This window comes from Mesorhizobium sp. M6A.T.Cr.TU.016.01.1.1 (genome assembly GCF_003952585.1).
GTDB classification, from domain to species: Bacteria; Pseudomonadota; Alphaproteobacteria; order Rhizobiales; family Rhizobiaceae; genus Mesorhizobium; species Mesorhizobium mediterraneum.
Map to the genome: position 1 here is coordinate 2,074,030 of NZ_CP034452.1, position 21,337 is coordinate 2,095,366.

General features: G+C 64.0%; 21 protein-coding genes and 2 pseudogenes. 11 read left to right on the forward strand and 12 right to left on the reverse strand.

What is annotated here, in order from left to right; genetic code table 11:
- Positions 1-3: 3 nt before the first annotated feature.
- Together ligD and EJ075_RS09735 are read right to left on the reverse strand one after the other, a co-directional pair.
- Positions 4-2,538: a DNA ligase D gene (gene ligD / locus EJ075_RS09730; RefSeq protein ID WP_126104202.1), complete on the reverse strand. Its 2,535-nt coding sequence runs from the start codon at positions 2,536-2,538 to the stop codon at positions 4-6.
- A 152-nt stretch (positions 2,539-2,690) separates the two neighbouring features.
- Positions 2,691-3,197 carry a ferritin-like domain-containing protein gene (locus EJ075_RS09735; protein ID WP_126104203.1) on the reverse strand — a complete coding sequence of 169 codons (507 nt, stop codon included), beginning with the start codon at positions 3,195-3,197 and terminating at the stop codon, positions 2,691-2,693.
- Positions 3,198-3,605: 408 nt separating this feature from the next.
- On the opposite strand from EJ075_RS09735, the gene EJ075_RS09740 reads away from it, so the two are divergent.
- The 3 genes and pseudogenes from EJ075_RS09740 to EJ075_RS09750 all read left to right on the forward strand — a co-directional run.
- Positions 3,606-3,752: a hypothetical protein gene (locus EJ075_RS09740; RefSeq protein WP_023801394.1), complete on the forward strand. Its 147-nt coding sequence runs from the start codon at positions 3,606-3,608 to the stop codon at positions 3,750-3,752.
- A 193-nt stretch (positions 3,753-3,945) separates the two neighbouring features.
- Entirely contained in the window at positions 3,946-4,389 is a 444-nt protein-coding gene (locus EJ075_RS09745) for a DCC1-like thiol-disulfide oxidoreductase family protein (RefSeq protein ID WP_126104204.1), read from the forward strand.
- Positions 4,390-4,483: 94 nt separating this feature from the next.
- Positions 4,484-6,046: pseudogene (locus EJ075_RS09750) on the forward strand (DUF4166 domain-containing protein); the annotation flags it as partial.
- Between the two features lie 44 nt (positions 6,047-6,090).
- Here EJ075_RS09750 and EJ075_RS33500 read toward each other — a convergent pair.
- From EJ075_RS33500 to EJ075_RS09765, 3 genes are all read right to left on the reverse strand, one after another.
- Positions 6,091-6,468, reverse strand: a complete 378-nt coding sequence (locus EJ075_RS33500) for a DUF1850 domain-containing protein (protein WP_126104206.1) — start codon at positions 6,466-6,468, stop codon at positions 6,091-6,093.
- The gene (locus EJ075_RS09760) at positions 6,465-8,555 is read right to left on the reverse strand and encodes a TRAP transporter permease (RefSeq protein ID WP_126104207.1); all 2,091 of its coding nucleotides are present in this window, start codon (positions 8,553-8,555) and stop codon (positions 6,465-6,467) included. Before EJ075_RS09760 ends, EJ075_RS33500 begins: the two co-directional genes overlap by 4 nt.
- Positions 8,556-8,714: 159 nt before the next feature.
- Positions 8,715-9,674, reverse strand: coding sequence for a TAXI family TRAP transporter solute-binding subunit (locus EJ075_RS09765; protein ID WP_126104208.1), 960 nt, complete (start codon positions 9,672-9,674; stop codon positions 8,715-8,717).
- 260 nt (positions 9,675-9,934) lie between these two features.
- Between EJ075_RS09765 and EJ075_RS09770 the strand changes: the two genes are divergently transcribed.
- Both EJ075_RS09770 and EJ075_RS09775 read left to right on the forward strand, forming a co-directional pair.
- Positions 9,935-10,288 carry a YciI family protein gene (locus tag EJ075_RS09770; RefSeq protein WP_095485097.1) on the forward strand — a complete coding sequence of 118 codons (354 nt, stop codon included), beginning with the start codon at positions 9,935-9,937 and terminating at the stop codon, positions 10,286-10,288.
- Entirely contained in the window at positions 10,288-11,544 is a 1,257-nt protein-coding gene (locus EJ075_RS09775) for a DUF6596 domain-containing protein (RefSeq protein ID WP_126107294.1), read from the forward strand. Before EJ075_RS09770 ends, EJ075_RS09775 begins: the two co-directional genes overlap by 1 nt.
- Before the next feature lie 15 nt (positions 11,545-11,559).
- Here EJ075_RS09775 and EJ075_RS09780 read toward each other — a convergent pair whose 3' ends face one another.
- The 6 genes from EJ075_RS09780 to hrcA form a co-directional block, all read right to left on the reverse strand.
- A complete protein-coding gene (locus EJ075_RS09780) occupies positions 11,560-12,186 on the reverse strand; it encodes a glutathione S-transferase family protein (RefSeq protein ID WP_126104209.1) in 627 nt (208 codons plus the stop codon).
- Positions 12,187-12,430: 244 nt separating this feature from the next.
- Positions 12,431-13,561, reverse strand: coding sequence for an IS481 family transposase (locus tag EJ075_RS09785; protein ID WP_126104210.1), 1,131 nt, complete (start codon positions 13,559-13,561; stop codon positions 12,431-12,433).
- Between the two features lie 243 nt (positions 13,562-13,804).
- A complete protein-coding gene (gene cysK, locus EJ075_RS09790) occupies positions 13,805-14,785 on the reverse strand; it encodes a cysteine synthase A (protein WP_126104211.1) in 981 nt (326 codons plus the stop codon).
- 226 nt (positions 14,786-15,011) lie between these two features.
- Complete coding sequence (locus EJ075_RS09795) at positions 15,012-15,629, reverse strand: LysE family translocator (protein ID WP_095484724.1); 618 nt, start codon at positions 15,627-15,629, stop codon at positions 15,012-15,014.
- Between the two features lie 208 nt (positions 15,630-15,837).
- Complete coding sequence (locus EJ075_RS09800; protein WP_126104212.1) at positions 15,838-16,035, reverse strand: hypothetical protein; 198 nt, start codon at positions 16,033-16,035, stop codon at positions 15,838-15,840.
- Between the two features lie 149 nt (positions 16,036-16,184).
- The gene (hrcA, locus tag EJ075_RS09805) at positions 16,185-17,297 is read right to left on the reverse strand and encodes a heat-inducible transcriptional repressor HrcA (protein ID WP_095484725.1); all 1,113 of its coding nucleotides are present in this window, start codon (positions 17,295-17,297) and stop codon (positions 16,185-16,187) included.
- A 134-nt stretch (positions 17,298-17,431) separates the two neighbouring features.
- Here hrcA and rph point away from each other — a divergent pair, with 134 nt between their 5' ends.
- The 6 genes and pseudogenes from rph to EJ075_RS33505 form a co-directional block, all read left to right on the forward strand.
- Positions 17,432-18,148 (forward strand): ribonuclease PH, encoded by a 717-nt coding sequence (rph, locus tag EJ075_RS09810; protein ID WP_095484726.1) that lies wholly within the window; start codon positions 17,432-17,434, stop codon positions 18,146-18,148.
- A gap of 14 nt (positions 18,149-18,162) precedes the next feature.
- The gene (locus EJ075_RS09815) at positions 18,163-18,573 is read left to right on the forward strand and encodes a VOC family protein (protein ID WP_126104213.1); all 411 of its coding nucleotides are present in this window, start codon (positions 18,163-18,165) and stop codon (positions 18,571-18,573) included.
- Positions 18,573-19,235, forward strand: a complete 663-nt coding sequence (rdgB, locus tag EJ075_RS09820; RefSeq protein ID WP_126104214.1) for an RdgB/HAM1 family non-canonical purine NTP pyrophosphatase — start codon at positions 18,573-18,575, stop codon at positions 19,233-19,235. The genes EJ075_RS09815 and rdgB overlap by 1 nt, the downstream gene beginning before the upstream one ends.
- Positions 19,232-20,395, forward strand: a complete 1,164-nt coding sequence (gene hemW, locus EJ075_RS09825) for a radical SAM family heme chaperone HemW (RefSeq protein ID WP_126104215.1) — start codon at positions 19,232-19,234, stop codon at positions 20,393-20,395. Before rdgB ends, hemW begins: the two co-directional genes overlap by 4 nt.
- A 68-nt stretch (positions 20,396-20,463) precedes the next feature.
- Complete coding sequence (locus tag EJ075_RS09830) at positions 20,464-20,787, forward strand: low molecular weight protein tyrosine phosphatase family protein (RefSeq protein WP_095484730.1); 324 nt, start codon at positions 20,464-20,466, stop codon at positions 20,785-20,787.
- A 108-nt stretch (positions 20,788-20,895) separates the two neighbouring features.
- Positions 20,896-21,039: pseudogene (locus tag EJ075_RS33505) on the forward strand (transporter); the annotation flags it as partial.
- A gap of 73 nt (positions 21,040-21,112) precedes the next feature.
- Here EJ075_RS33505 and EJ075_RS09840 read toward each other — a convergent pair.
- Positions 21,113-21,304, reverse strand: a complete 192-nt coding sequence (locus EJ075_RS09840; RefSeq protein ID WP_126104217.1) for a hypothetical protein — start codon at positions 21,302-21,304, stop codon at positions 21,113-21,115.
- Positions 21,305-21,337 lie beyond the last annotated feature (33 nt).

The window sequence follows — 21,337 nt, forward strand, 5'->3', positions numbered from 1 at the left end:
TTGCTAGCCGCGCTTGAGCACCTTGCCCTGCCTGAAAAAATCCTTCCACGGATCGGCTTCGGCCAACTGCTTCAGCGTCGTCTTGTCGCCGATCGGAAATGCGTTCGGCGCCAGTCCGGCCTCGATCTCCGCCCAGGTCGCCGGCATCGACACGGTAGCGCCCTTCTTGGCCCGCGACGAATAAGGCGCCACCGTGGTCGAGCCGCGGCTATTGCGCAGATAGTCGACGAAGATTTTTCCGGTGCGCGCCTTCTTCGACAGCGTCGCCGTGTAGCGGTCGGGTGCCGCCTGTTCCAGCGCGCGGGCGAAATCATGGGCGAAGTCTTTCACCTCATCCCAATCCGCCGATGGTTTCAGAGGCACGACGACATGGTAGCCCTTGCCACCCGACGTCTTGACGAAATTCGGCAAGGACAGCTCATCGAGCCTACCGCGGATTTCGAGCGCCGCCGCGCGCACCGCTTTCACGTCGACGCCTTCGTCGGGATCGAGATCGAAGATGATCTGGTCCGGCTTATCCAGTTCGTCGATGGTGCAGCCCCAGATATGGATCTCGACCACGCCGAGCTGGACCAAGGCAGCGACACCGTCGAAGTCGCGGATGAACAGGATCTCCTCGCCGTCCGTCGGATCCTTCATCCTGGCGATCTTGTCATGCATGCCGGCCGATGCATGCTTCTGGAAAAAGCGCTGGCCCTCGACGCCGTCCGGCGCACGCACCAGGCTTAGCGGCCGATTGACGACGAATTGTTGCAGGCGCGGCCAGACCAAAGCGTAATGATCGAGCAGGCCCTGCTTCGATACCTTCTCCTGCGGCCACAGAAGCTTGTCGGGATGAGAAAGCTTTACGGCGGTTTTTGCCGCCCCCGAGGATTCAACAGAGGTGCCCTTGCCCCCGGCAGGCTTTTCCTCGGTATCGGCCTTGCCTGCGGGTGCCTTTGGCTTTTCCTGCACGACTTCCTCCGCCGGTTTGTCCTCGCGCAATCCCTGGAACGAGGCGTGGCGTATTATACGGTCGGACGTCCAGGTACGGAACTCCACTTCGCCGACAAGGTCTGGCTTCACCCAAACCACTCCTTTGCCCAGCCCTTTGCCCCTCGGTAGCGCCCTGTCGAAGGGCGAGGTCTTCGCCTTCAGAGCATCAAGCTTCTTCTTCAGGTCGTTGGTGCCCTGCATCGAAAAGCCGGTGCCGACACGGCCGGCATAGTGCAGCTTGCCGCCCTCATGGTAGCCGACCAGCAAGGAGCGCAATCCACGCCCGGTCTTCTCCGACGGCAGGTAGCCGCCGATGACGAATTCCTGGCGAAGCGTGCATTTCGACTTCACCCAGGACAAGCCGCGGCCGCTGCGATAGGCCGCGTCGGCGCGCTTGGAGACGATACCCTCCAGCCCCATGCGGCAGGCGTGCTCCAGCATGACCTTGCCCGGTTCGGCAAAATGGTCGCTGAAGCGGACTGCCGAATTGTCTGGCTGTTTGCCAAGCAAGTCCTGCAAAGCCTGCTTGCGCTCGACCAGCGGCTCTGTGCGCAGATCCTCGCCGTCGAGACGCATCAGGTCGAAGACGTAATAGAGAAAACGATCCGTGCGGCGCGCCGACAGATCCGCCTGGAGCAGCGCGAAGGACGAGACGCCGCTGTCCGCCAGCACGACGATCTCGCCGTCAATGATGGCATCCATGCATTTCAGGCGCCCGAGTTCCGCAACAATCTCGCCGCCGAACTTGTCCGTCCAGTCAAGGCCGGTGCGCGTCAAGAGCCGCACCTCAATGCCGGCAAGCTGCGCCTGCATGCGGTAGCCGTCGAATTTCACCTCATGCAGCCATTCCTTGCCGGGAGGGGCATCCCTTTGCAGTGTGGCGAGGCATGGTTCAATGAATTCGAGCTGCTTTGCCGCCTTGGCCTTCGCCTTGCTAGCGAGCCGTTTGTTCGAATGCCAGACCCTTGGCTTCTTGCCATCGGCGGTCTTGCCTTCGCCGACCTCCTCGATCGTCAGGCCCGACTTCACCGATTCTGGCGCCTCCTGCAAAATGTCCTCGCCCGGCCGGGCGGCGACATCGTCGGATTTGATCAGCAGCCAATTGTCGCGCGTTTTGCCGGGACGCGGCTTCAGGCGCACCAGATGCCAGAGACCGTTCAGCTTGTGGCCGTGCAACTCGAAGCTGATATGGCCCTTTTTCATCGCCTGGGCCGGATCGGTCTCCGGTTGCCATCTGCCTTCGTCCCAGACGATGACCGAGCCGCCGCCATATTCGCCCTTGGGAATGGTGCCCTCGAAGGACGCGTAGTCGATTGGGTGATCCTCGACATGCACGGCGAACCGCTTTTCATGCGGATCGAGGCTCGGGCCCCGGGTTATCGCCCAGCTCCACAGCACGCCATTGTGTTCGAGGCGAAGGTCGTAATGCAGCCGTGTCGCGGCGTGCTTTTGGATGACAAAGATGCCGCCGGCCTCACCTTTCCTGCTGCGAACGACCTTGCCGGCCGGCTCGGCGGTCTTCTTGAAATCGCGCTTGGCGTGATACTGCTCAAGGCTGGCCATGACACGCGATCCTATGCGGATTTGCTATGGCGTCGAAGGCTTCGGCTTGGCGACGCCGGCACGAGGTCTTGAACGGATAGAAATCGTTTCAGTTCCGGCCCCGCGAAGAGCGAGGCACGCCGGATTGCCCGGCGTTGCCTCGATCGAGAGTGCTATTCGGCGGCTTGAAGGTTGACCTTGGCCTCCGCGATCTCGGTAAGCTTGCGGTCGGTTGCCTGCTCTTCCTTGATGTTGTTGGCCAGGACATTGGCGCAGTCGCTGCGGCCAAGCTGCTTGGCCCAGGCAATCAACGTGCCGTAACGGGTTATCTCATAGTGCTCGACCGCTTGCGCGGATGCGATCAGGGCGGCGTCGAGAACATCCTTGTCGTCGATGTCGCCGCTGACTTCATCGGCTTCCTCGAGAATGCCGTCGATGGCCGGACAGTTGACCGTCTTGGCCTTCACGCCGTGCAGTTCGAACACGTTCTCGACGCGCGCGATATGGCCCTTGGTCTGCCCGAGGTGCTTCTCCAGGCCGACTTTCAATTGCGGATTGGTCGCCTTGTCGATCATCTTCGGCAGCGCCTTCTCGATCTGTTTTTCGGCGTAATAGATGTCGCGCAGCGTGTGGACGAAGAGGTCGTCCAGCGTCTTGATGTCTTTCGAAAAGAAACCCATGGCTTTTGCCTTTCCATCGTTCTCGCTGTGTTGGGATTCCGGCGGCGGTTCCGCACGGAAGCCGCTGTCTGCTGGAGCCGGGTTGGTGCGGCTCTTGTCGTCAACGTGCGGCTATCGGACGGGTTCCTGACTTTCCCTGGGCAAGCACGGAAATTTCGCGGCACCGGCCAAGGCTGAAACAGAAGCGCGCCGCAGCGACATCCAAACGAAACATATGTGATGCAAAAGTCACATCGACCGAAATGTCGACGCACTGCATGGAAAGACCCCGAATCAGCCGCATTGCGGCCATGAACCAAGGCATTTTCGACCAGATATTAACATCGTGTTCACCGACTATTCACGCCTCGACGCTATGATCCTCGCAATTCGGAAGGGACATCCGAAATCGGGACAGGGACAGGTAAAATGAACTTCTTGACGCACCTCATCGGCTACGCTGCCGCCATCCGCGAATTCGTCGCGCCGACCTACCGGCCGGAGCGCTATTACATGCGCGGCCCAGGCCCTGCTTGCGCACGCCGCGGCCACACGCTCGGCATCAGCGCGCACTGATGACGACCATGGAAAGCCGTCATGACAGCCGGATCTGCAGGCCGGCCGCCGATCACCGTGCGACCACCTATCGCACGGAGCGTTCTGCGCTCGCCGACCGGCGGCGTGCGACAACAAGGTTCTGAGATTCTGGGGCTTTGATCTCGCCGCCGGCAAGCTTAGTGTCGTTTGACACCAAGCAGCCGGGACCCGCGTGACCACCCAGCCAAACCATCCTCCTGAAAAGCCAGCCTTCGATGCAAGCCATCCGTTGATCGTGTTCGACGGCGTCTGTGTGCTGTGCTCGGGCTTCGTGCGCATGGTGGTCAGGCTCGACCCCAAAAGCCGCTTCCGCTTCGCCACGGCGCAGTCGCCGCTCGGCGAAGCGCTGTTTCGAAAATACGGGCTGCGGACGGATAGCTACGAGACCAATCTGGTCCTCATCGACGGCGCCGCCTTCACCCGCCTGGACAGTTTCGTCGCCGTCATGGCCGAACTGGGCTGGCCGTGGCGGGCGGCGAGGTCTTTCCTCCTGCTGCCGCGCCCGCTTCGCGACTGGCTCTATGACCGCATTGCGAAGAACCGGTACGCGCTGTTCGGCAGGAAAGAGAGTTGCGAGATCCCCTCCGCTGAACTGAAAGGGCGGCTGATTGGCTAAGCGAAGGCTCCTGGGAAGCTTCTGCGCTACCCGAGGCGGCAGCGCTTGGGAGAGCAGCCGATGAAGGTTCTCATCGTCGGCGGCTACGGCACATTTGGCGGCCGCATCGTCGAACTGCTGGAGAACCAACCGGCGCCTGACGCTGATCATCGCCGGCCGCTCGCTTGCCAAAGCCAATGCCTATTGCGGGAGCCGTCACGGCGCTGAGGCGCGGCTCGTGCCGGCACAGTTCGACCGCGACGGCGATCTTGCGGCGCAACTGGCCTCATTGCGTCCCGACACGATGGTCGACGCCAGCGGTCCGTTCCAGGCCTATGGCGAGGGGCGCTACCGCGTTATCGAGGCCTGTATCGCCCAGGGCGTCAACTATCTCGATCTCGCCGACGGGTCGGATTTCGTCGCCGGCGTTTCTGCATTCGACGCGGCGGCGCGCGAGACCGGTCTTTTCGTGCTGTCCGGAGTTTCCAGCTTTCCGGTGCTGACGGCAGCGGCGGTGCGCCGGCTATCTCTTGATATGGCGCGGGTCGAGACCATTCGTGGCGGCATCGCGCCGTCGCCCTTTGCCGGGGTCGGCGAAAACGTCATCCGCGCCATTGCCGGCTATGCCGGACAACCAGTGCAGCTCGCACGCGACGGCGAACCGTCGCAGGGCCACCCGTTCACCGAACAGATGCGTTACACGATCGCGCCGCCCGGCCGCCTGCCGCTGAGGAGCACGTTGTTCTCGCTGGTCGACGTGCCGGACCTGCGGGCGCTCGCCGATCTCTGGCCGCAGGCACAGACGATCTGGATGGGCGCCGGGCCGGTGCCGGAAGTGCTGCACCGCGCTCTGATCGGTCTCGCCTGGCTCGTGCGCGCCGGCCTGGTCCGCTCGCTCTTGCCCTTGGCTTCGCTCATGCACTGGGCGAGCAACCGGCTGCGCTGGGGCGAGCATCGCGGCGGCATGTTTGTCGCGGTGGAAGGCGCGGATCGGTCGCGTACGCTGGTCAGGCGCTCATGGCATCTGCTGGCGGAGGGCAATGACGGGCCGCTGATCCCGTCGATGGCGGTCGAGGCGCTGGTGCGCAAGGCGCTGGACGGACATATGCCTGCGCCAGGAGCGCGGGCGGCCGTGCGCGACCTGGAACTCGAGGACTATGAAGCGCTGTTTGCCAACCGGACGATCCATACCGGCTTCAGGGACGATACCGCCGATGCGGACAAGCCGCTCTACGCCGCCTTGCTCGGCGACGCCTGGCAAAACCTGCCCAAGGAGATCCGCGCCATGCACGATGGCACGACCAAGGCGCAGGGACGCGCCAGCGTCGAGCGCGGAGGCAATATGTTTGGCCGGCTTGCAGCCTGGCTGGTCGGGTTTCCGAAGACCCGTGACGACATCCCGGTCGATGTCCGCTTCCACGCCAACGAAAACGAAGAAACCTGGACGCGGACATTCGGCGGGCAGGGTTTCTCCAGCCGCCAGTTCGCCGGATGCGGCCGATCCGAGTGGTTGCTGTGCGAACGCTTCGGCCCGCTGACCTTCGCCATGGCGCTGGTCGCCGAGGAGAACCGGCTGTCGCTCGTGCTGAGCCGCTGGAGCATTATTGGCCTGAAGCTGCCGATGTGGCTTTGCCCGCGCTCGACATCTTTTGAGAGCGTGGAGAACGGCCGCTTCCGCTTCCATGTCGAGATCTCGCATCCGCTCACTGGATTAATCGTGCGCTATCGCGGCTGGCTCGAACCCTCGCACGGTTCCAACACGATCGTGCCGCCGGCCGCCTTGCCCAGTTCGCGGCAGTCTTCAACCGTGCACAGTGTCCAGCCTTCGCCGGTGGCGCCGGATGCGGCGAGCACGAGGCGCGGCTGAGGCTTGATCGGGGGCGTGTAGGCCCACCAGCCGTCCCGCAGAAGCGCGCCCTCGGGCGGCTCCATGCCGGCGCCCGAGCCCTTGATCCGTGCCTCGACGATTTGCAGGCCGGAAGGCATCACCTTCCAGTCTTCCTGCCAATGCGTCTTTTCCACCGAATGCGTCCAGGACAGCGTGAAAGCGGCGACAGCCAGCGTCACCGTCTTGCCGGCGGCCAGGATACAAAGGCTCATGCGGTCCCGGACGCCTGCCGTGCACGCCAGCAGTGCCAGCCGATCCAGACAAGAGAGAGCGCCCAGCCGGCCTCGTCGGTGAGCGGCAGCGCGGCAACCAGCAGCGCGCCTGCGCAGAAGGCGACGAGACGTTCCCACCAGGCCATGCGCCGGGCGAGGAACCCGACAGCGGCCGCGCCCCACAGGACGATGCCCATGCAGGCCTTGGCGACGATATAGGCGACCTCGACGGGATAGCCGAACTGGGCGGCGATCGGACCGGCGTCCTGCAACATCAGCGCCGGGGTGTAGACCGCCATGAACGGCACGACGAAGCCGGCGACGGCAAGCTTGGTGGCTTGGATGCCGATCTTGAGGCCGCTCTCCTTGGCCATTGGCGCGGCGGCGAAAGCGGCCAGCGCCACCGGCGGGGTGAGGTCGGCCATGATGCCGAAATAGAAGACGAACATATGGCTGACCAGCAGCGGCACGTCGAGCGCCAACAGGGCCGGCCCGGCCAGCGACGAGGTGATGATGTAATTGGGGATGGTCGGGATGCCCATGCCGAGCACCAGGCAGGTCAGCATGGTCAGCAGCAGCGACAGGAACAGGTTGTTCTCGCCGATGGAGATGATCCAGCCGATGAAGGTCGAGGCGATGCCGGTGAGCGTCAGCGTGCCGATGACGATGCCGACAATGGCGCAGGCGATGCCGACCGGCAGCGCGTTCTTTGCTCCCTCGGCAAGCGAGTCTATGCATATCTGCAACGTCTCGCGTCCGCCCCTGAAGGTGAAGCAAGCGATGACGAGCGCCGCGATCACAAGGCTGAGGATGTTGACGCCGAACTTCATGAAAGAGGCGGCGGCAAGCCCCAGCGCCAGCCAGAAGACAATGCGGAAGGCAAGCGGCCCGATCAACGCCGCCAGCGGCGTGCCGAGGATGAGCACGATGGTCAGCGCCAGCCCCATGGTGCCGGCGAAGATCGGCGTATAGCCGGCAAACAGCAGATAGATGAGCGCGGCAAGCGGCAGCACCAGCGGCCAATGTCTTCTCACCGCGTCCCACGGATTGGGCAGATCCGCTTTGGCCATGCCGTGCAGGTCGGCCTTGCCGGCTTCCAGATGCACCTGCCAGAAACAGGCGCCGAAATAGAGCAGCGCCGGGATGATCGCCGCCTTGACCACTTCGGCATAGGGGATGTTCAGCGTCTCGGCCATGATGAAGGCGACCGCACCCATCACCGGCGGCATGATCTGGCCGCCCATCGAGGAGGTCGCCTCGACGGCGCCGGCGAAAGCCGGGCGGAAGCCGAAGCGCTTCATAAGCGGGATGGTGAACTGGCCGCTGGCCACCACGTTGGCGACGCCGGAGCCGGAAATGGTGCCCATCAGCGCCGATGACAGGACGCAGACCTGGGCCGGGCCGCCGCGCCACGACCCGACCAGGCCAAGGGCGAAATCGTTGAACAGCGCGATCATGCCGGCGCGTTCGAGAAAGGCGGCGAAGACGACGAAGATGAAGATGTAGGCGGCCGAGACGTAGACCGGCGTGCCGTATATGCCTTCCGTGCCAAAGGCGAAGGTGTCGACGAGCTGGGCGAAATCATAGCCGCGATGGATGAAGGGCGACGGTAGGTGATTGCCGGCAAATGCGTAAGCGAGGAAGATCAAGGCGATCAGGGCAAGCGGCAGCCCCATCAACCGCCGCGCGGCCTCGAAGACCAGCACGACCAGCACCGTGCCGACGATCAGGTCCGGCGTGGTGAGGAAGCCGGAGCGCCGGATGAGGTCGGCATAGAACACCCAATTATACAGGCCGGTGGCGAATCCGAGCACGCCGAGTGCCCAGAACGCTGCTTTCGCCGGGATGCTTGTGGCGCGCAGATTGGCGATCAGGCCAAAGCCGAGCAGCAGCAAGAAGCCGACATGCATGGCGCGCACCACCTGGCTCGGCAGGCTGCCATAAGCGGCGATGTAGATCTGGAAGATGGAAAAGGCGACGGCGATGAGAAAGGCGGCCTTGCCGGCGATGCCTTCGCCGAAACCCGGCGGCAGCCCTTCGACCGGAGCTTCGGCGGTGGGGGAGAGAATGGTCGGGGTATCGGTCATTGGCGGGGTTCCTGGCGGGCGCCCCTCCCCTCGAGGGGAGGGTGGACAGCCGCCGAAGGCGGATGGACGGGTGGGGTCGTTGCGGCAGTGCGCGGCCTGAACCGACCCCACCCGCCTCGCTTCGCTCGGCACCCTCCCCTCAAGGGGGAGGGAGCGCCCTTACTTCACCAGCCCCTTCTCCTTGTAATACCTCTCGGCGCCTGGATGCAGCGGCACCGGCATGCCGTCGAGCGCCTTGGCCGGGTCGATCGCCTTGGCGGCGGCATGGGCAGCGGTGAGCTGGTCGAGATTTTCAAACAGCAGCTTGGTCATCTGATAGGCGGTCTCGTCGGAGACGTCGGCGCTGGTGATGAGGAAGTTGCCGACGGCGGCGGTCGCAACATCCTCGGTCTGGCCCTCATAGGTGCCCTTAGGAATGGTCACCGAAAGATAGGGCGAGCCGATCTTGGCGACATCCTCCGCCGGCACGGCAACGACGTTGATCGGCACCGAGGTGGCGAGGTCGCGGATCGAGGCGACGCCGAGGCCGGCCGATTGCAGCGTGGCGTCGAGCTGGCGGTTCTTGATCAGCTCGACCGATTCGGCGAAGGGCAGATACTCAACCCGTCCGAGATCCTCGTATTTCAGCCCGGCGGCGGCGAAGATGGCGCGGGCGTTGAGCTCAGTGCCGGAGGCCGGCGCGCCGACCGACAGGCTCTTGCCCTTGAGGTCGGCGAGCGTCTTGATGCCGGACTCCTTACTGGCAACGATCTGGATGTAGTTGGGATAGATGGCGGCGATGCCGCGCAGCTTGTCGAGCTTGCCCGGATAGCCGGCTTCGGTATTGCCCTCGGCGGCCAGCTTGACGGAATCGCCGAGCGCGAAGGCGATCTCGCCCTTGCCCTGCTGCAACAAATTGAGGTTCTCGACCGAAGCTTTCGTCGCCTGGACCTGGGTGCGGGCACCTTCGATGCCCTTGCCGTAGATTTCCGACAGCGCGACGCCGAGCGGATAGTAGACGCCCGAGGTGCCGCCGGTCAGCACGTTGATGAATTCCTGCGCCTTGGCCGACACCGCGCCAAGGCCCAGCGACAGCGCCAGCGCGCCGGCGGCAACAAACTTCGTCCTGAAATTGAGCATGCGATTTCCTCCCTGAAATATCAGCGGCCGTGCCACCCTCCCAGCACGAGCCGAGGCGAGTTTAGACAGCGGGCGGGAAATGCCAACCCGCAATAGTATCCATTAGACGAACGGCTGAGTGATGCCGCAACGCATGGCCGCTTGCGTAAAACGCCATCGGAGCCGAAAGATTTTTCCGACGCCTGTCGAAATCGGGCCGGGCCGCGCGACATACGTCCGGCTCGCAATGATGCGGCCCTGTGAACATGGGAGAGAAGACCATGCGATACATGCTTTTGATCTACGTGAACGAAGCCGCGATGGCGGCCGCGCCGACCGACAAGACCTACGAGATCAGCGCAGCCTATGGCGCCTATACCGAGGCGTTGAAGAAGTCCGGCGCCTGGTTGGCCGGCGACCGGCTGAAGCCGACCCAGGCCGCGACCTCGGTGCGGATGGCCAATGGCAAGACCAACGTGCTCGACGGCCCGTATGCCGACACCAAGGAACAGCTCGCAGGCTTCTACATGATCGAGGCCGAGGATGCCGATGCCGCGATTGCCTGGGCGGCGCGCTGTCCGGGTGCCAGCACCGGCACGGTGGAGGTGCGGCCGATCTGGGAACAGACAATGTGATATCGGAACGGCCTGACATCGCGCGGGCGGCGGCGGAAGCGGCCGCCCGGCAAAGCTACGGCAAGCTGATCGCCTATCTCGCCGCGCGCATGCGTGATGTAGTCAGCGCCGAGGACGCCCTGGCCGACGCCTTTGCGGCGGCGCTGGAGCGCTGGCCGCAAACCGGCGTGCCGCAGAAGCCCGAAGCCTGGCTGCTGGCGGTGGCGCGCCGGCGCCGCGTCGACGCCATCCGGCGGCGGCTGACCAGCGAGGCGGGCCGCGACCATCTCAGGCTGATCGCCGAGGAGATGGAGGCTCGCATCATCGATGAAGACCTGCCCGACGAGCGGCTGCGGCTGATGTTTGCCTGCGCCCATCCGGCGATCGAGGCGGGCGTGCGAGCGCCGCTGATCCTGCAGGCCATTCTGGGCTTCGACGCGGCGACGATCGCCTCGGCCTTCCTGGTGTCACCGGCAACGATGGGCCAGCGCCTGGTGCGCGCCAAAAACCGCATCCGCGAGACCGGCATTCCGTTCCGGGTGCCTGAAAGAACCGAGCTCGGCGAGCGGCTGGATGCGGTGCTGGAAGCGATCTACGCCGCGTTCGCCGAGGGCTGGTCCGACCCGGCCGGCACCGAAACCCGGCGCCGCAATCTCGCGACCGAAGGCATCTGGCTCGGCCGTCTGGTGGCGTCGCTGATGCCGGATGAGCCGGAAGCGCTTGGCCTGCTGGCGCTGATGCTGTTTGCCGAGGCGCGGCGTGCGGCGCGGCGCAACGCCGCCGGCGACTATGTGCCATTGGCCGAGCAGGAGCTTGCGCTGTGGGACCACGCCTTGATCGACGAAGCAGAGACATTGCTGAGGCGAGCCGCCGCCAAGGGCGTCGTCGGCCGCTACCAGCTCGAGGCGGCCGTGCAATCCGCCCATACGACAAGACGGCTGACCGGCCGGACCGACTGGGTCGCGATCAGACATCTCTACGACGCGCTGTCGGTGATTGCCGCCTCGCCTGTCGTGTCGATCAACCGCGCGGTGGCCATTGCCGAGGCCGACGGCGCTGCGGCGGGATTGAGCGCACTTGATGAGCTTGGCGATGACAAGCGGCTGCATGATTATCAGCCTTATTGGGCCGCCCGCGCGGGCCTTCTGGCCAGGCTCGGCAAAACTCGGGAAGCGACTGAGGCCTATGACCGGGCGATCGGCCTCGAACGCGACCTGGCCGTGCGCCGGTTCCTGCAGGAACGACGGGCTGGGCTCGGCCGCGCGGACAAAGCCTGAGACGAGACAATCGGTTCAGGCCGGCCACATGGCGTGGGAGGCGTTCAATTTCCTCATCACCGGATGCTGCCGTAACGTGGCCCACAGGCGTTCGATGTTCGGCCGGTTGGTGCGGACTTTTTCGATCTCGGGATGCCAGGCCACCAGCATGATAAGATAGATGTCGGCCAGCGAGAGCCGGTTGCCGACCAGCCAGTCACGGCCTTCGAGGGCAGCGTCGAGAATGGCCAAGCCGCGATCCATTTCCGAGATCGCCGCCTGCTTGACGGCGTCCACGCCGCCGGGATCGGCGGTGTAGCGATGAGCGTAGAAGAACCGCAGGTCAGCCTGATAGATGACCGACGACATGAAGGTCATCCAGCGCAGGAAATCGGCGCGGGCGGGCGAGTTCGCTGCCGGCGCCAGAGCTGCTTCCGGGTGGCGTTCGGCAAGCAGGATGCAGATCGCCGCCGACTCGGTCATCGAGCTTCCGTCCGGCAAGACCAGGACCGGCACCTGATTCAAGGGGCTGATGTCGAGAAAGGCCTGATCGGGCGAGGTCGATTTCGGAACGTCGACCTGGTCGAAAGGCACACCCGCCAAAGCGAGCGCCGCCTCGACGACAAAGCCGCCAGTGTTGGCACGGGTATAGAGCTTGTACATGAAATCCTCCGCCAGCCGATGCAAGGCCGGCGACGATCTGACCGGAAGCGCAACTTTACTCAAGCGAGCGGCGGCCGCCACAGGTGTTTTTTCAGCGGTCCAGACCGAAGTGTCGCCGCGGAACTTTTGATGCCGGCGGGACAGCGCCCCCCTCTGTCCTGCCGGACATCTCCCCCACACGGGAGTGTTTGGACCGGGGACATCGCGAACAAGTGTGCGAGGACATCGCGAACAGTTTCCCATCTTATCGTTGGCTTGCGTTGAGGTCGATGGTTTGGATTTTCTGATGACGGAAGTAGGCGTCGAAGACGCCGTCGGTTTCGGTAGGGCGGAAGGCGACGGCCTTGCCGGCAAACGCCTTGCAGATCTTGACGGCGTGTCCGAACAGCGAAGTTGTGCCCTTCTGCTGGATTCTGCGGACCTGGTCGCCGGGCGCGTATTCGAATGGCTGGACGGCATCGGCGAAGTCGCGCGCCGAAGCCCGATAGCGGTCGAGCGGCACAGCGTCCGCAATGGCCTGGTGCGGCCGCTCGGCGTTGTAGATGTGACGCCAGGCATCGAAGGCGCGCTGTGCCGCCTGCAGGCTGTCGAAGGGCGGCCCCTGCAGCGCCTCGGCCTTGAGCGTGCGGTGGAAGCGCTCCTCCTTGCCCAGCGTCTGTGGGTGGCAGGGTCTGGAATGGCCGATCGTTATGCCGTTCTCGATCAGCCAGACGCCGAGCATGGTGAAGTTGTTGCGGCCGCCGTCGCCCCAGGGCGGGCCGTTGTCGGTGGCGATGCGCCACGGCAGGCCGTAGCGCCGGAAGGCGGCGATCAGGCGGGTTTTGACAGTTTCGGTGGTTTGGTCGGGGCAAGCTTCCAGCACCAGCGAGAAGCGCGAATGATCGTCGAGCACGGTCAACGGGTGCAGCCGCCCGGCGCGCAACGGCACATGGCCCTTGAAGTCCATCTGCCACAGGTCGTTGGGAGCGGCGTGCTCGAAGCGGATGAACGCTTTGGCGCCGCCACCCAGCGCACCCAACTCGACGCCGTTGCGGCGCAGGATGCCAGTCACCGTCGAGGCGGCCGGATTGCCCAGCCCCTGGCGCGCCAGCACCCGGGCGATCTTGCGCCCGCCCCAGGCCGGATGCGTCGTGCGCACCGAAAGCGCTGCCGCCTCGATCTCGTGTGCGCTGCGCGTCGGGCTCGACTGCGGCCGGCGCGAACGCTCCAAAAGCCCGGCCTCGCCAATAGCCCGCCAACGCGCGAGCAACTTGTAAGCGCATGTCCGGCCGATCCCGAAGCGTCGGCACAACGCGCTCATATTCGCTCCTTCCGCCGCAGCCAGCCGCACAAACTCCAGCTTCCGTTTCAGCACGCTCGTGTCCTCGAATGGCATCTCGAACCCCCCAGCGCAAAGCGCGCCAAACTGTTCGCGATGTCCTCGCACACCTGTTCGCGATGTCCCCGGTCCAAACAGGGAGGAGATCGGCCATCATTCCGACTTTCGCCAACCGCCAACGTTGCAGGAGTGAGCTGCGCGCTGAAGCTGCCAATCTCCCCCAAGTGGGGAGATGCCCGGCAGGGCAGAGGGGGGCGTGAAGGATCGCTACGAATCTATCGGAATTCCCGTGTCGAGGACCTAAGCACCCAGCCCTTCGAACAGGATCGTCGACAGATAGCGTTCGGCGAAGGATGGAATAACGACCACCAGGTTCTTGCCCTTGTTCTCCGGCCGAGAGCCAACGACGACCGCCGCCTGCAGGGCGGCGCCCGAAGAGATGCCGACCGGCACGCCTTCGAGGCGGGCGACGAGTCGGGCATTGGCGACCGAATCCTCGTTGGAGACCTTGACGATCTCGTCATAGATCGTCGTGTCGAGGATCTTCGGCGCGAAGCCGGCGCCGATGCCCTGGATCTTGTGCGGGCCGGGCTGGCCGCCCGACAGCACCGGCGAGGCTTCCGGCTCGACGGCGACGACATGCACGGAGGGCTTGCGCTGCTTCAGCACCTGACCGACGCCGGTGATGGTGCCGCCGGTGCCGATGCCGGCGACGAAGATGTCGACTTCGCCTTGGGTGTCATTCCAGATTTCCTCGGCCGTGGTGCGGCGGTGGATTTCCGGATTGGCCGGATTTTCGAACTGCTGCGGAATGATGGCGTCGGGCAGCGTCGCGGCCAGCTCGTCGGCCTTGGCGATGGCGCCCTTCATACCTTTCGGCCCTTCGGTCAGCACCAGTTCGGCGCCGAGCAGCGCCAGCATTTTCCTGCGTTCGACCGACATGGTCTCCGGCATGGTCAGGATCAGCTTGTAGCCCTTGGCGGCGGCGGCGAAGGCGAGCGCGATGCCGGTGTTGCCCGAGGTCGGCTCAATCAGCGTGGTCCTGCCGGGCGCAATCCTGCCCGATGCCTCCAGCGCCTCGATCATCGAGACGCCGATGCGGTCCTTGACCGAGCCGATCGGGTTGAAGAATTCGAGCTTGGCCAGCAGATTGGCGACGACGCCCTTTTCATTGGCGAACTTGTCGAGCCGCACCAGCGGGGTGTCGCCGATCGTTTCGGTGATCGAATTGTAGATGCGGCCGCGGCCGGGCACATGCGCGGTGGTGGCGGGCTTGTTCATTGGTTTCGCTCCCCGAGTTCAGATGGGCCAGAGGTCAGATCGGCCAGCGTCAGGTTGGCCAGAGTCAGTCAGGCAAGTGTCAGGCGGGCATAAGATAGGGCCATCCGCCGCGCAAGATAGTCTGTCGGTTGAAAATATCCGAGTGGGACGCATGCTGAAAACAGCTTCGGCCTGGAAAAGCATTTCAGGCGGTGTCCTGTTTAGGAATGGCTCGACCGCGAGATGCCTATTGCCGGGCGGCGATCGCAGCCGCTGCTCCGACCATGAAACCGGCGGCGGTGCGGTTCAGCACCCGCAGCGCACGCGGCGACTTCAGGAGCCCGCGCGCCTTGGCCGCCAGCGCCAGATAGGGCACCAGCACCACCAGCAGCACGAAGAGCGTCAGCGCGACGAGGATGCCGTAATCGGCGAGCGTGATGGTCTTCAGATCGACGATGGTCGGCGTGATGGCGAGATAGAAGATCATCGTCTTCGGATTGCCGAGCGTGACGGCGAGGCCGGCAATAAAGCTCGACACCAGCCCGCCCCTGCCTTTCTTCGCCTCCACCGTTTCGGGCGTGATGCCGCTCGTCCAGAAGCGCCAGCCAAGGAAAGCGAGATAGGCGACGCCCAGCCATTTGATTACCAGGAAGGCCATGCCGAAGGTCTGAGCGACGAGGGCCAGGCCGAGCACCACGGCGGTGAGATAGGTGAGATCGCCGAGCATCAGCCCGAAAGACATGGCGAGCGCCGAGCGAAAGCCGGAACCAAGCGCACGCGCAATAAGCGCGGTGAGACCTGGGCCAGGAATGGCGGCGGCGATGCCGAGGGCCGCGCTGTAGGCGAGGAATCCGGTGAGGGTCATGATTTCGGCCTTAGCGCATGACTCCAAAACGGAATCGACTTTTAAGACTGCGCCTTGTCGCACAAAGGCTGGCAGGCGTGTACTCCCTGAGGCCCGGATTCGATTGCACCAGAACTACCGGCCGGGCGAACTCGCCGATCAGGACGGACTTTTGTCGTAGGTGACGCGCACACGGAGAGTTGAAGCGGAATCGATCGGTTTTCGGAACTCAGTTTCCGGCTGCGTAAAAATCGTCGTCGAGGCGCTTTTCCAGCGCGACGAGATCGGCCGGCAGCGGCAGGCCCATGGCGCGCATTTCCCTCAGCTTTTCACGCAGTTGCTCCTGCACTTCATGCTGATCCTCGGGCTGGTTGATCATCTCCTTGAGCAACAGGCTGATCTGGGCCTTGAATGATTCCAGCGCCATTTTTTTCTCCTTGAGGTCCGGCCTAAGCGCGTCGCGTTTGAAGGTTTCCTGCGACGCGCTTTGCTTTCTTGTTTTTATGCATGTCGTTATCCCAAAACCGCTTGCGCATCACAGGTCAAGCCCGAGGGCAGGCTTTTGGGCGACATGCATTATCGCAGCATGCGGGAAATAAGCTGCGCGGTATAGTCGACCATCGGCACGATGCGTGCGTAGTTCAGCCGGGTCGGGCCGATGACGCCGAGCGCGCCGATGACGCGGGCATCCTTGTCGCGATAGGGCGCCACGACCAGCGACGAGCCCGACAGCGAAAACAGCTTGTTTTCCGAGCCGATGAAGATGCGCACGCCGGACCCTTCCTCGGCAAGATCGAGAAGCTGGATCAGCCCGTCCTGCGTCTCCAGATCCTCGAACAAGTGCCGCAACAACTCGATGTCGGCCTGGGCCGTGACGTTTTCCAGCAGATTGGCGCGGCCGCGCACGATGAGACGCGCCGGCAGGCCGCTGTCGGCGCCTGCCCAGACCGCCAGGCCCTTCTCGACCAGGTCCTGCGACAGCGTGTCGAGGGCGGCCCTGGTTTCTTCCTTGATGCGGGCGATCTCGATCCGCGCCTCGGCCAGCGTGCGGCCGCGGATGTGGGCGTTGAGGAAGTTCGAGGCTTCATGCAATTGCGAAACGGTGATGCCGGCGGGCAGATCGACGACGCGGTTTTCGACGTCGCCGTTCTGCGATACCAGAACGGCCAGCGCCTTGGTCGGCTCGAGCTGGATGAACTCGATGTGCTTCAGCGCCACCTCGTTCTTGGCGGCAAGCACGAGGCCGGCGCCGCGCGACATGCCGGACAGCATCTGGCTGGCTTCGGTAAGCATATGCTCCAGCGTCGCGCCCGAGCCGGAGGCGCGCACCTGTGCCTCGATGGTGCGGCGCTCCTCATCGGAGAGGTCGCCAAGCTCCATGAACGCATCGACGAAGAAGCGCAGGCCGGCCTGGGTCGGCAGCCGGCCGGCCGAGATATGCGGCGCGTAGATCAGTCCGAGATGCTCGAGATCGCTCATCACGTTGCGGATGGTTGCGGGCGACAGCGAAGACGGCAGAATCCGCGACAGGCTGCGTGAGCCGACCGGCTCGCCGTCCTTCAGGTAGGAATCGACGATGCGCCGAAAGATGTCGCGCGAGCGCATGTCGAGCGATTGAAACGCCGGCGATTGAAATGCGGGCGACTGAAGCACGGGCGACTGGGAACTGGGATCGACTGCCTTGGTCATTCGAGCCAAATACCTCCGGCCCAAAGATATAGACTTCGGCGGTGCCCGCGCAACCAGCCATTTTCCTTTGCGCCCTGCGCTCCATGCGGCTACAAGCCGGCCACGATTCCGAAAAAGATAGGAAAAAAGCCTGAATGCGCCCTTCCAAACGCCAATTCGACGAAATGCGCGCCATCTCCTTTGAGCGTGGCGTCTCCAAGCACGCGGAAGGTTCGTGCCTGGTGAAATTCGGCGACACACATGTGCTGTGCACGGCCAGCCTCGAGGAAAAGGTGCCGGGCTGGATGCGCAATTCCGGCAAGGGCTGGGTGACGGCGGAATACGGTATGCTGCCGCGCTCGACCGGCGAACGCATGCGCCGCGAAGCTTCGTCCGGCAAGCAAGGCGGCCGCACGCTGGAAATCCAGAGGCTGATCGGCCGTTCGCTGCGCGCCGTGGTTGATCTGCAGGCGCTCGGCGAGCAGCAGATCACTGTCGACTGCGACGTGATCCAGGCCGATGGCGGCACGCGCACCGCTTCGATCACCGGCGGCTGGGTGGCGCTCTACGACTGCCTGCGCTGGATGGAAGCTCGACAGATGGCCAGCGTCGCCAAGGTGCTGAAGGACCATGTCGCGGCGATCTCCTGCGGCATCCATGACGGCCAGCCGGTCATCGACCTCGACTATCTCGAGGATTCCTCGGCCGGCACCGACGCCAACTTCGTCATGACCGGCAAGGGCGGCATCGTCGAGATCCAGGGCACGGCCGAGGGTGAGCCTTTCTCTGAAGAGCAGTTCACGGCGCTGATGGAACTGGCCAAGAAGGGCATTGCGCGACTGGTCAGCCTACAGCAGATGGCTGTAGGTTAATTTTCGGTTCTGTCATGATTCCTTCCGCCATCCTCGAATCAGCCCTCTATGTGACCGACCTCGATGCCGCGGAAGACTTCTATTCCGGCGTGCTTGGGCTCGATCTACTGGGCAAGGTCGACGGCAGGCATCTTTTCTTCCGTTGCGGGGACGGCGTGCTGCTCATCTTCAACGCGGAGGCGACCAAGGTGCCGCCGGCGCCCGACGCCAGGCTGAAAGTGCCGCCGCACGGCACGGTCGGCGACGGCCATCTCTGCTTTGCAGCAAGCGCGGACGAGATCGTGCGCTGGAAAGCGCATCTCGAGCAGAAGAAAATCGCCATCGAAAGCGAGTTCGAATGGCCGCAGGGCGGCCGGTCGATCTATATTCGCGACCCCTCCGGCAATTCGATCGAATTCGCCGAGCCAAGAATCTGGGGCATCTGATGCATTCGCTTGATGGACATAAGATCGTCGTCGCCAGCCACAATGCCGGCAAGCTGCGGGAATTCGCCGATCTGATGGCACCATTCGGCATAGAAGCGAAGTCGGCCAAGGAATACGGCCTGCCGGAGCCGGACGAGACCGGCACCACCTTCGAGGAGAACGCCTTAATCAAGGCTTTAGCCGCCGCCAAGGCGACAGGCCTGCCGGCATTGTCGGACGATTCCGGCCTATGTGTCGATGCGCTGGGCGGAGCGCCCGGCGTCTACACCGCCAACTGGGCCGAGGCGCCGGACGGGTCCCGCGACTTCGGCATGGCGATGCAGCGAGCGGAAGTGGCGTTGCAGGAAATCGGCGCGGTCGCGCCGGCTCAGCGCAAGGGTCGCTTCGTCGCCGTTATCTGTCTGGCCTTTCCCGACGGTGCGGCCGAATATTTCCGCGGCGAGGTCGAGGGCACGCTGGTATGGCCGCCGCGCGGCGAACTCGGTTTTGGCTACGACCCGGTGTTCGTGCCGGACGGTTTCGAAAAGACCTTCGGCGAGATGACCGCTGAGGAAAAACATGGCTGGAAGCCCGGCCAGCCGACGGCATTGTCGCACCGCGCCCGCGCCTTCCAGAAATTCGCGCAAGCCAGACTGGATTTGGCACGATCGGGCGTGAAATGACCATGCTGCTCGACCGCAGCCCCGGCTTCGGCGTCTACATCCACTGGCCGTTTTGCGCGGCCAAGTGCCCCTATTGCGACTTCAACAGCCATGTCCGCCACCAGCCGGTCGACCAGGAGCGTTTTGCGCGCGCCTTCGAGACCGAGCTTGCGACGATGCGCGACCGGACCGGACCGCGCGAGGTGACCAGCATTTTTCTCGGCGGCGGCACACCGTCGCTGATGAAGCCGCAAACCGTGGCGACGGTGCTGGACGCGGTGGCGAGGAACTGGACGGTGCCCGATGGCATCGAGGTGACGCTGGAAGCCAACCCCTCTTCGGTCGAGGCCGAGCGCTTTCGCGGCTACCGGGCGGCAGGCGTCAACCGGGTGTCGCTCGGCGTGCAGGCGCTGAACGACAAGGATCTGCGGTTCCTCGGCCGGCTGCACAATGTCGATGAAGCACTGCATGCGATCGGCCTGGCGCGTGAAATCTTTCCGCGGCTGTCCTTCGACCTGATCTACGCACGGCCCGGCCAGACACCGGAAGCGTGGCAGATGGAGCTCGAGCAGGCGATCGGCCACGCCGCCGACCACCTATCGCTCTACCAGCTGACCATCGAGGAAGGCACGCCGTTCCACGCGCTGCATGCGGCCAGGAAATTCGCCATTCCCGACAACGACCACGCCGCCGATCTCTATGCGCTGACGCAGGAGATCACCGCTGCACGCGGCTTGCCGGCTTACGAGATTTCCAACCACGCCAGGCCTGGGGCGGAAAGCCGGCACAATCTCACCTATTGGCGCTATGGCGAATATGTCGGCGTCGGTCCCGGTGCGCATGGCCGCTTCGTCGAAAACGGCCGCCGCGTGGTGACGATCGCCGAAAGGATGCCGGAGACCTGGGCCAATCTGGTCGAGGCCAAGGGCCATGGCATCACCGGCGGCGAGACCCTAACGCGCTCGGAAGAGGCCGACGAATTCCTGCTGATGGGGCTGAGGCTGGCCGAGGGTATCGACCTCTCGCGCTACGAAGCGTTTTCCGGCCGCGGCCTGTCGACGGCGCGGCTGTCGGTGCTGCAGGGCGAGGGGCTGGTGGCGCCGATCGGCAATGCCCGCCTGCGCGCCACGCCGGCTGGCATGATCGTGCTCGACGCCGTGGTGGCGGATCTGGCGCGGTAGAGCATGATCCCGAAAAGTGGGATCCGGTTTTCGGACCAGATCATGTTCAAACTGGAAGATGGGACCCGTTGAAGAACGTCCTCTTCGTCTGCAGCCAGAACCGCTTGCGCAGCCCGACCGCGGAACAGGTGTTTTGCGGCCGCAGGGATATCGAGGTCGCATCGGCCGGTACCAACCATGATGCCGACAACCCGCTGACGCACGACCTCGTCTCCTGGGCCGACATCATCTTCGTGATGGAAAAGGCGCACCGCGCCAAACTGCAGAAGAAATTCAAGGCCAGCCTGAAGAAGGCTCGTGTGATCTGCCTCGATATTCCGGACGATTATGAATTTATGGACCCGGTCTTAGTTCGCCTTCTGGAAGCGCGCGTCTCGAAATATCTGGGTTGATGATGTGGCTGAGCGTTTTCACCGGCGCTTTCGTCATCCTTGGGGTCTGCGCCGCGTCGTTTCGCTCCTTGCTCTGCCCCGGGGATGACGAAGAGAGAAGTGTCTCGGCCAATCGCGAGGTTGCGGTAGTCAAGCGTCGTGCTTGTGGCGGCGCTTGGCGTGGTCTTTCTCGGCGTCCGTCTCACCGGAGCGAGCCGGCTCGGCGTCGCCCTTGTCGCGGCGGGCGCGGTTTTGATCGCTTATGGGGTGTGAGGGCGCTCCATTGCGGGAGCTTTTCGTTTCAAGGCGGGTGATGAAAATGTCGAAGCGATTGGGCATCGTCTGGTCAGTGCTCCATCGTGCTACCGGTCGAAGGCTCGATTTCCAGGTTGGTTGCCTTTGAAGGACGACGCTTTCGCGGCTTTTTGGCCAGGCCCGCGCCGGCTTTGGCAGGCTGGCGCTTGTCCTTTCGCGCGGCAAAGCGTTTGCGCCCTGCATAGTAGGGTTCGAAAACGTCCTGTATCTTGAGGCTGTCCATCCTGCTCCTCCCGAGATCAGGGATAAATCCGTC

What these genes read in the sequence shown, in the direction of transcription:
- EJ075_RS09815 (WP_126104213.1), top strand. Translation starts at nt 18,163, where the DNA reads ATGATTCCTTCCGCCATCCTCGAATCAGCCCTCTATGTGACCGACCTC.
- hemW (WP_126104215.1), top strand. Translation starts at nt 19,232, where the DNA reads ATGACCATGCTGCTCGACCGCAGCCCCGGCTTCGGCGTCTACATCCAC.
- EJ075_RS09770 (WP_095485097.1), top strand. Translation starts at nt 9,935, where the DNA reads ATGCGATACATGCTTTTGATCTACGTGAACGAAGCCGCGATGGCGGCC.
- EJ075_RS09735 (WP_126104203.1), bottom strand. Translation starts at nt 3,197, where the DNA reads ATGGGTTTCTTTTCGAAAGACATCAAGACGCTGGACGACCTCTTCGTC.
- EJ075_RS09765 (WP_126104208.1), bottom strand. Translation starts at nt 9,674, where the DNA reads ATGCTCAATTTCAGGACGAAGTTTGTTGCCGCCGGCGCGCTGGCGCTG.
- EJ075_RS33500 (WP_126104206.1), bottom strand. Translation starts at nt 6,468, where the DNA reads ATGAGCCTTTGTATCCTGGCCGCCGGCAAGACGGTGACGCTGGCTGTC.
- hrcA (WP_095484725.1), bottom strand. Translation starts at nt 17,297, where the DNA reads ATGACCAAGGCAGTCGATCCCAGTTCCCAGTCGCCCGTGCTTCAGTCG.
- EJ075_RS09780 (WP_126104209.1), bottom strand. Translation starts at nt 12,186, where the DNA reads ATGTACAAGCTCTATACCCGTGCCAACACTGGCGGCTTTGTCGTCGAG.
- ligD (WP_126104202.1), bottom strand. Translation starts at nt 2,538, where the DNA reads ATGGCCAGCCTTGAGCAGTATCACGCCAAGCGCGATTTCAAGAAGACC.
- EJ075_RS09840 (WP_126104217.1), bottom strand. Translation starts at nt 21,304, where the DNA reads ATGGACAGCCTCAAGATACAGGACGTTTTCGAACCCTACTATGCAGGG.
- EJ075_RS09740 (WP_023801394.1), top strand. Translation starts at nt 3,606, where the DNA reads ATGAACTTCTTGACGCACCTCATCGGCTACGCTGCCGCCATCCGCGAA.
- cysK (WP_126104211.1), bottom strand. Translation starts at nt 14,785, where the DNA reads ATGAACAAGCCCGCCACCACCGCGCATGTGCCCGGCCGCGGCCGCATC.
- rdgB (WP_126104214.1), top strand. Translation starts at nt 18,573, where the DNA reads ATGCATTCGCTTGATGGACATAAGATCGTCGTCGCCAGCCACAATGCC.
- EJ075_RS09785 (WP_126104210.1), bottom strand. Translation starts at nt 13,561, where the DNA reads ATGCCATTCGAGGACACGAGCGTGCTGAAACGGAAGCTGGAGTTTGTG.
- EJ075_RS09795 (WP_095484724.1), bottom strand. Translation starts at nt 15,629, where the DNA reads ATGACCCTCACCGGATTCCTCGCCTACAGCGCGGCCCTCGGCATCGCC.
- EJ075_RS09760 (WP_126104207.1), bottom strand. Translation starts at nt 8,555, where the DNA reads ATGACCGATACCCCGACCATTCTCTCCCCCACCGCCGAAGCTCCGGTC.
- EJ075_RS09800 (WP_126104212.1), bottom strand. Translation starts at nt 16,035, where the DNA reads ATGGCGCTGGAATCATTCAAGGCCCAGATCAGCCTGTTGCTCAAGGAG.
- rph (WP_095484726.1), top strand. Translation starts at nt 17,432, where the DNA reads ATGCGCCCTTCCAAACGCCAATTCGACGAAATGCGCGCCATCTCCTTT.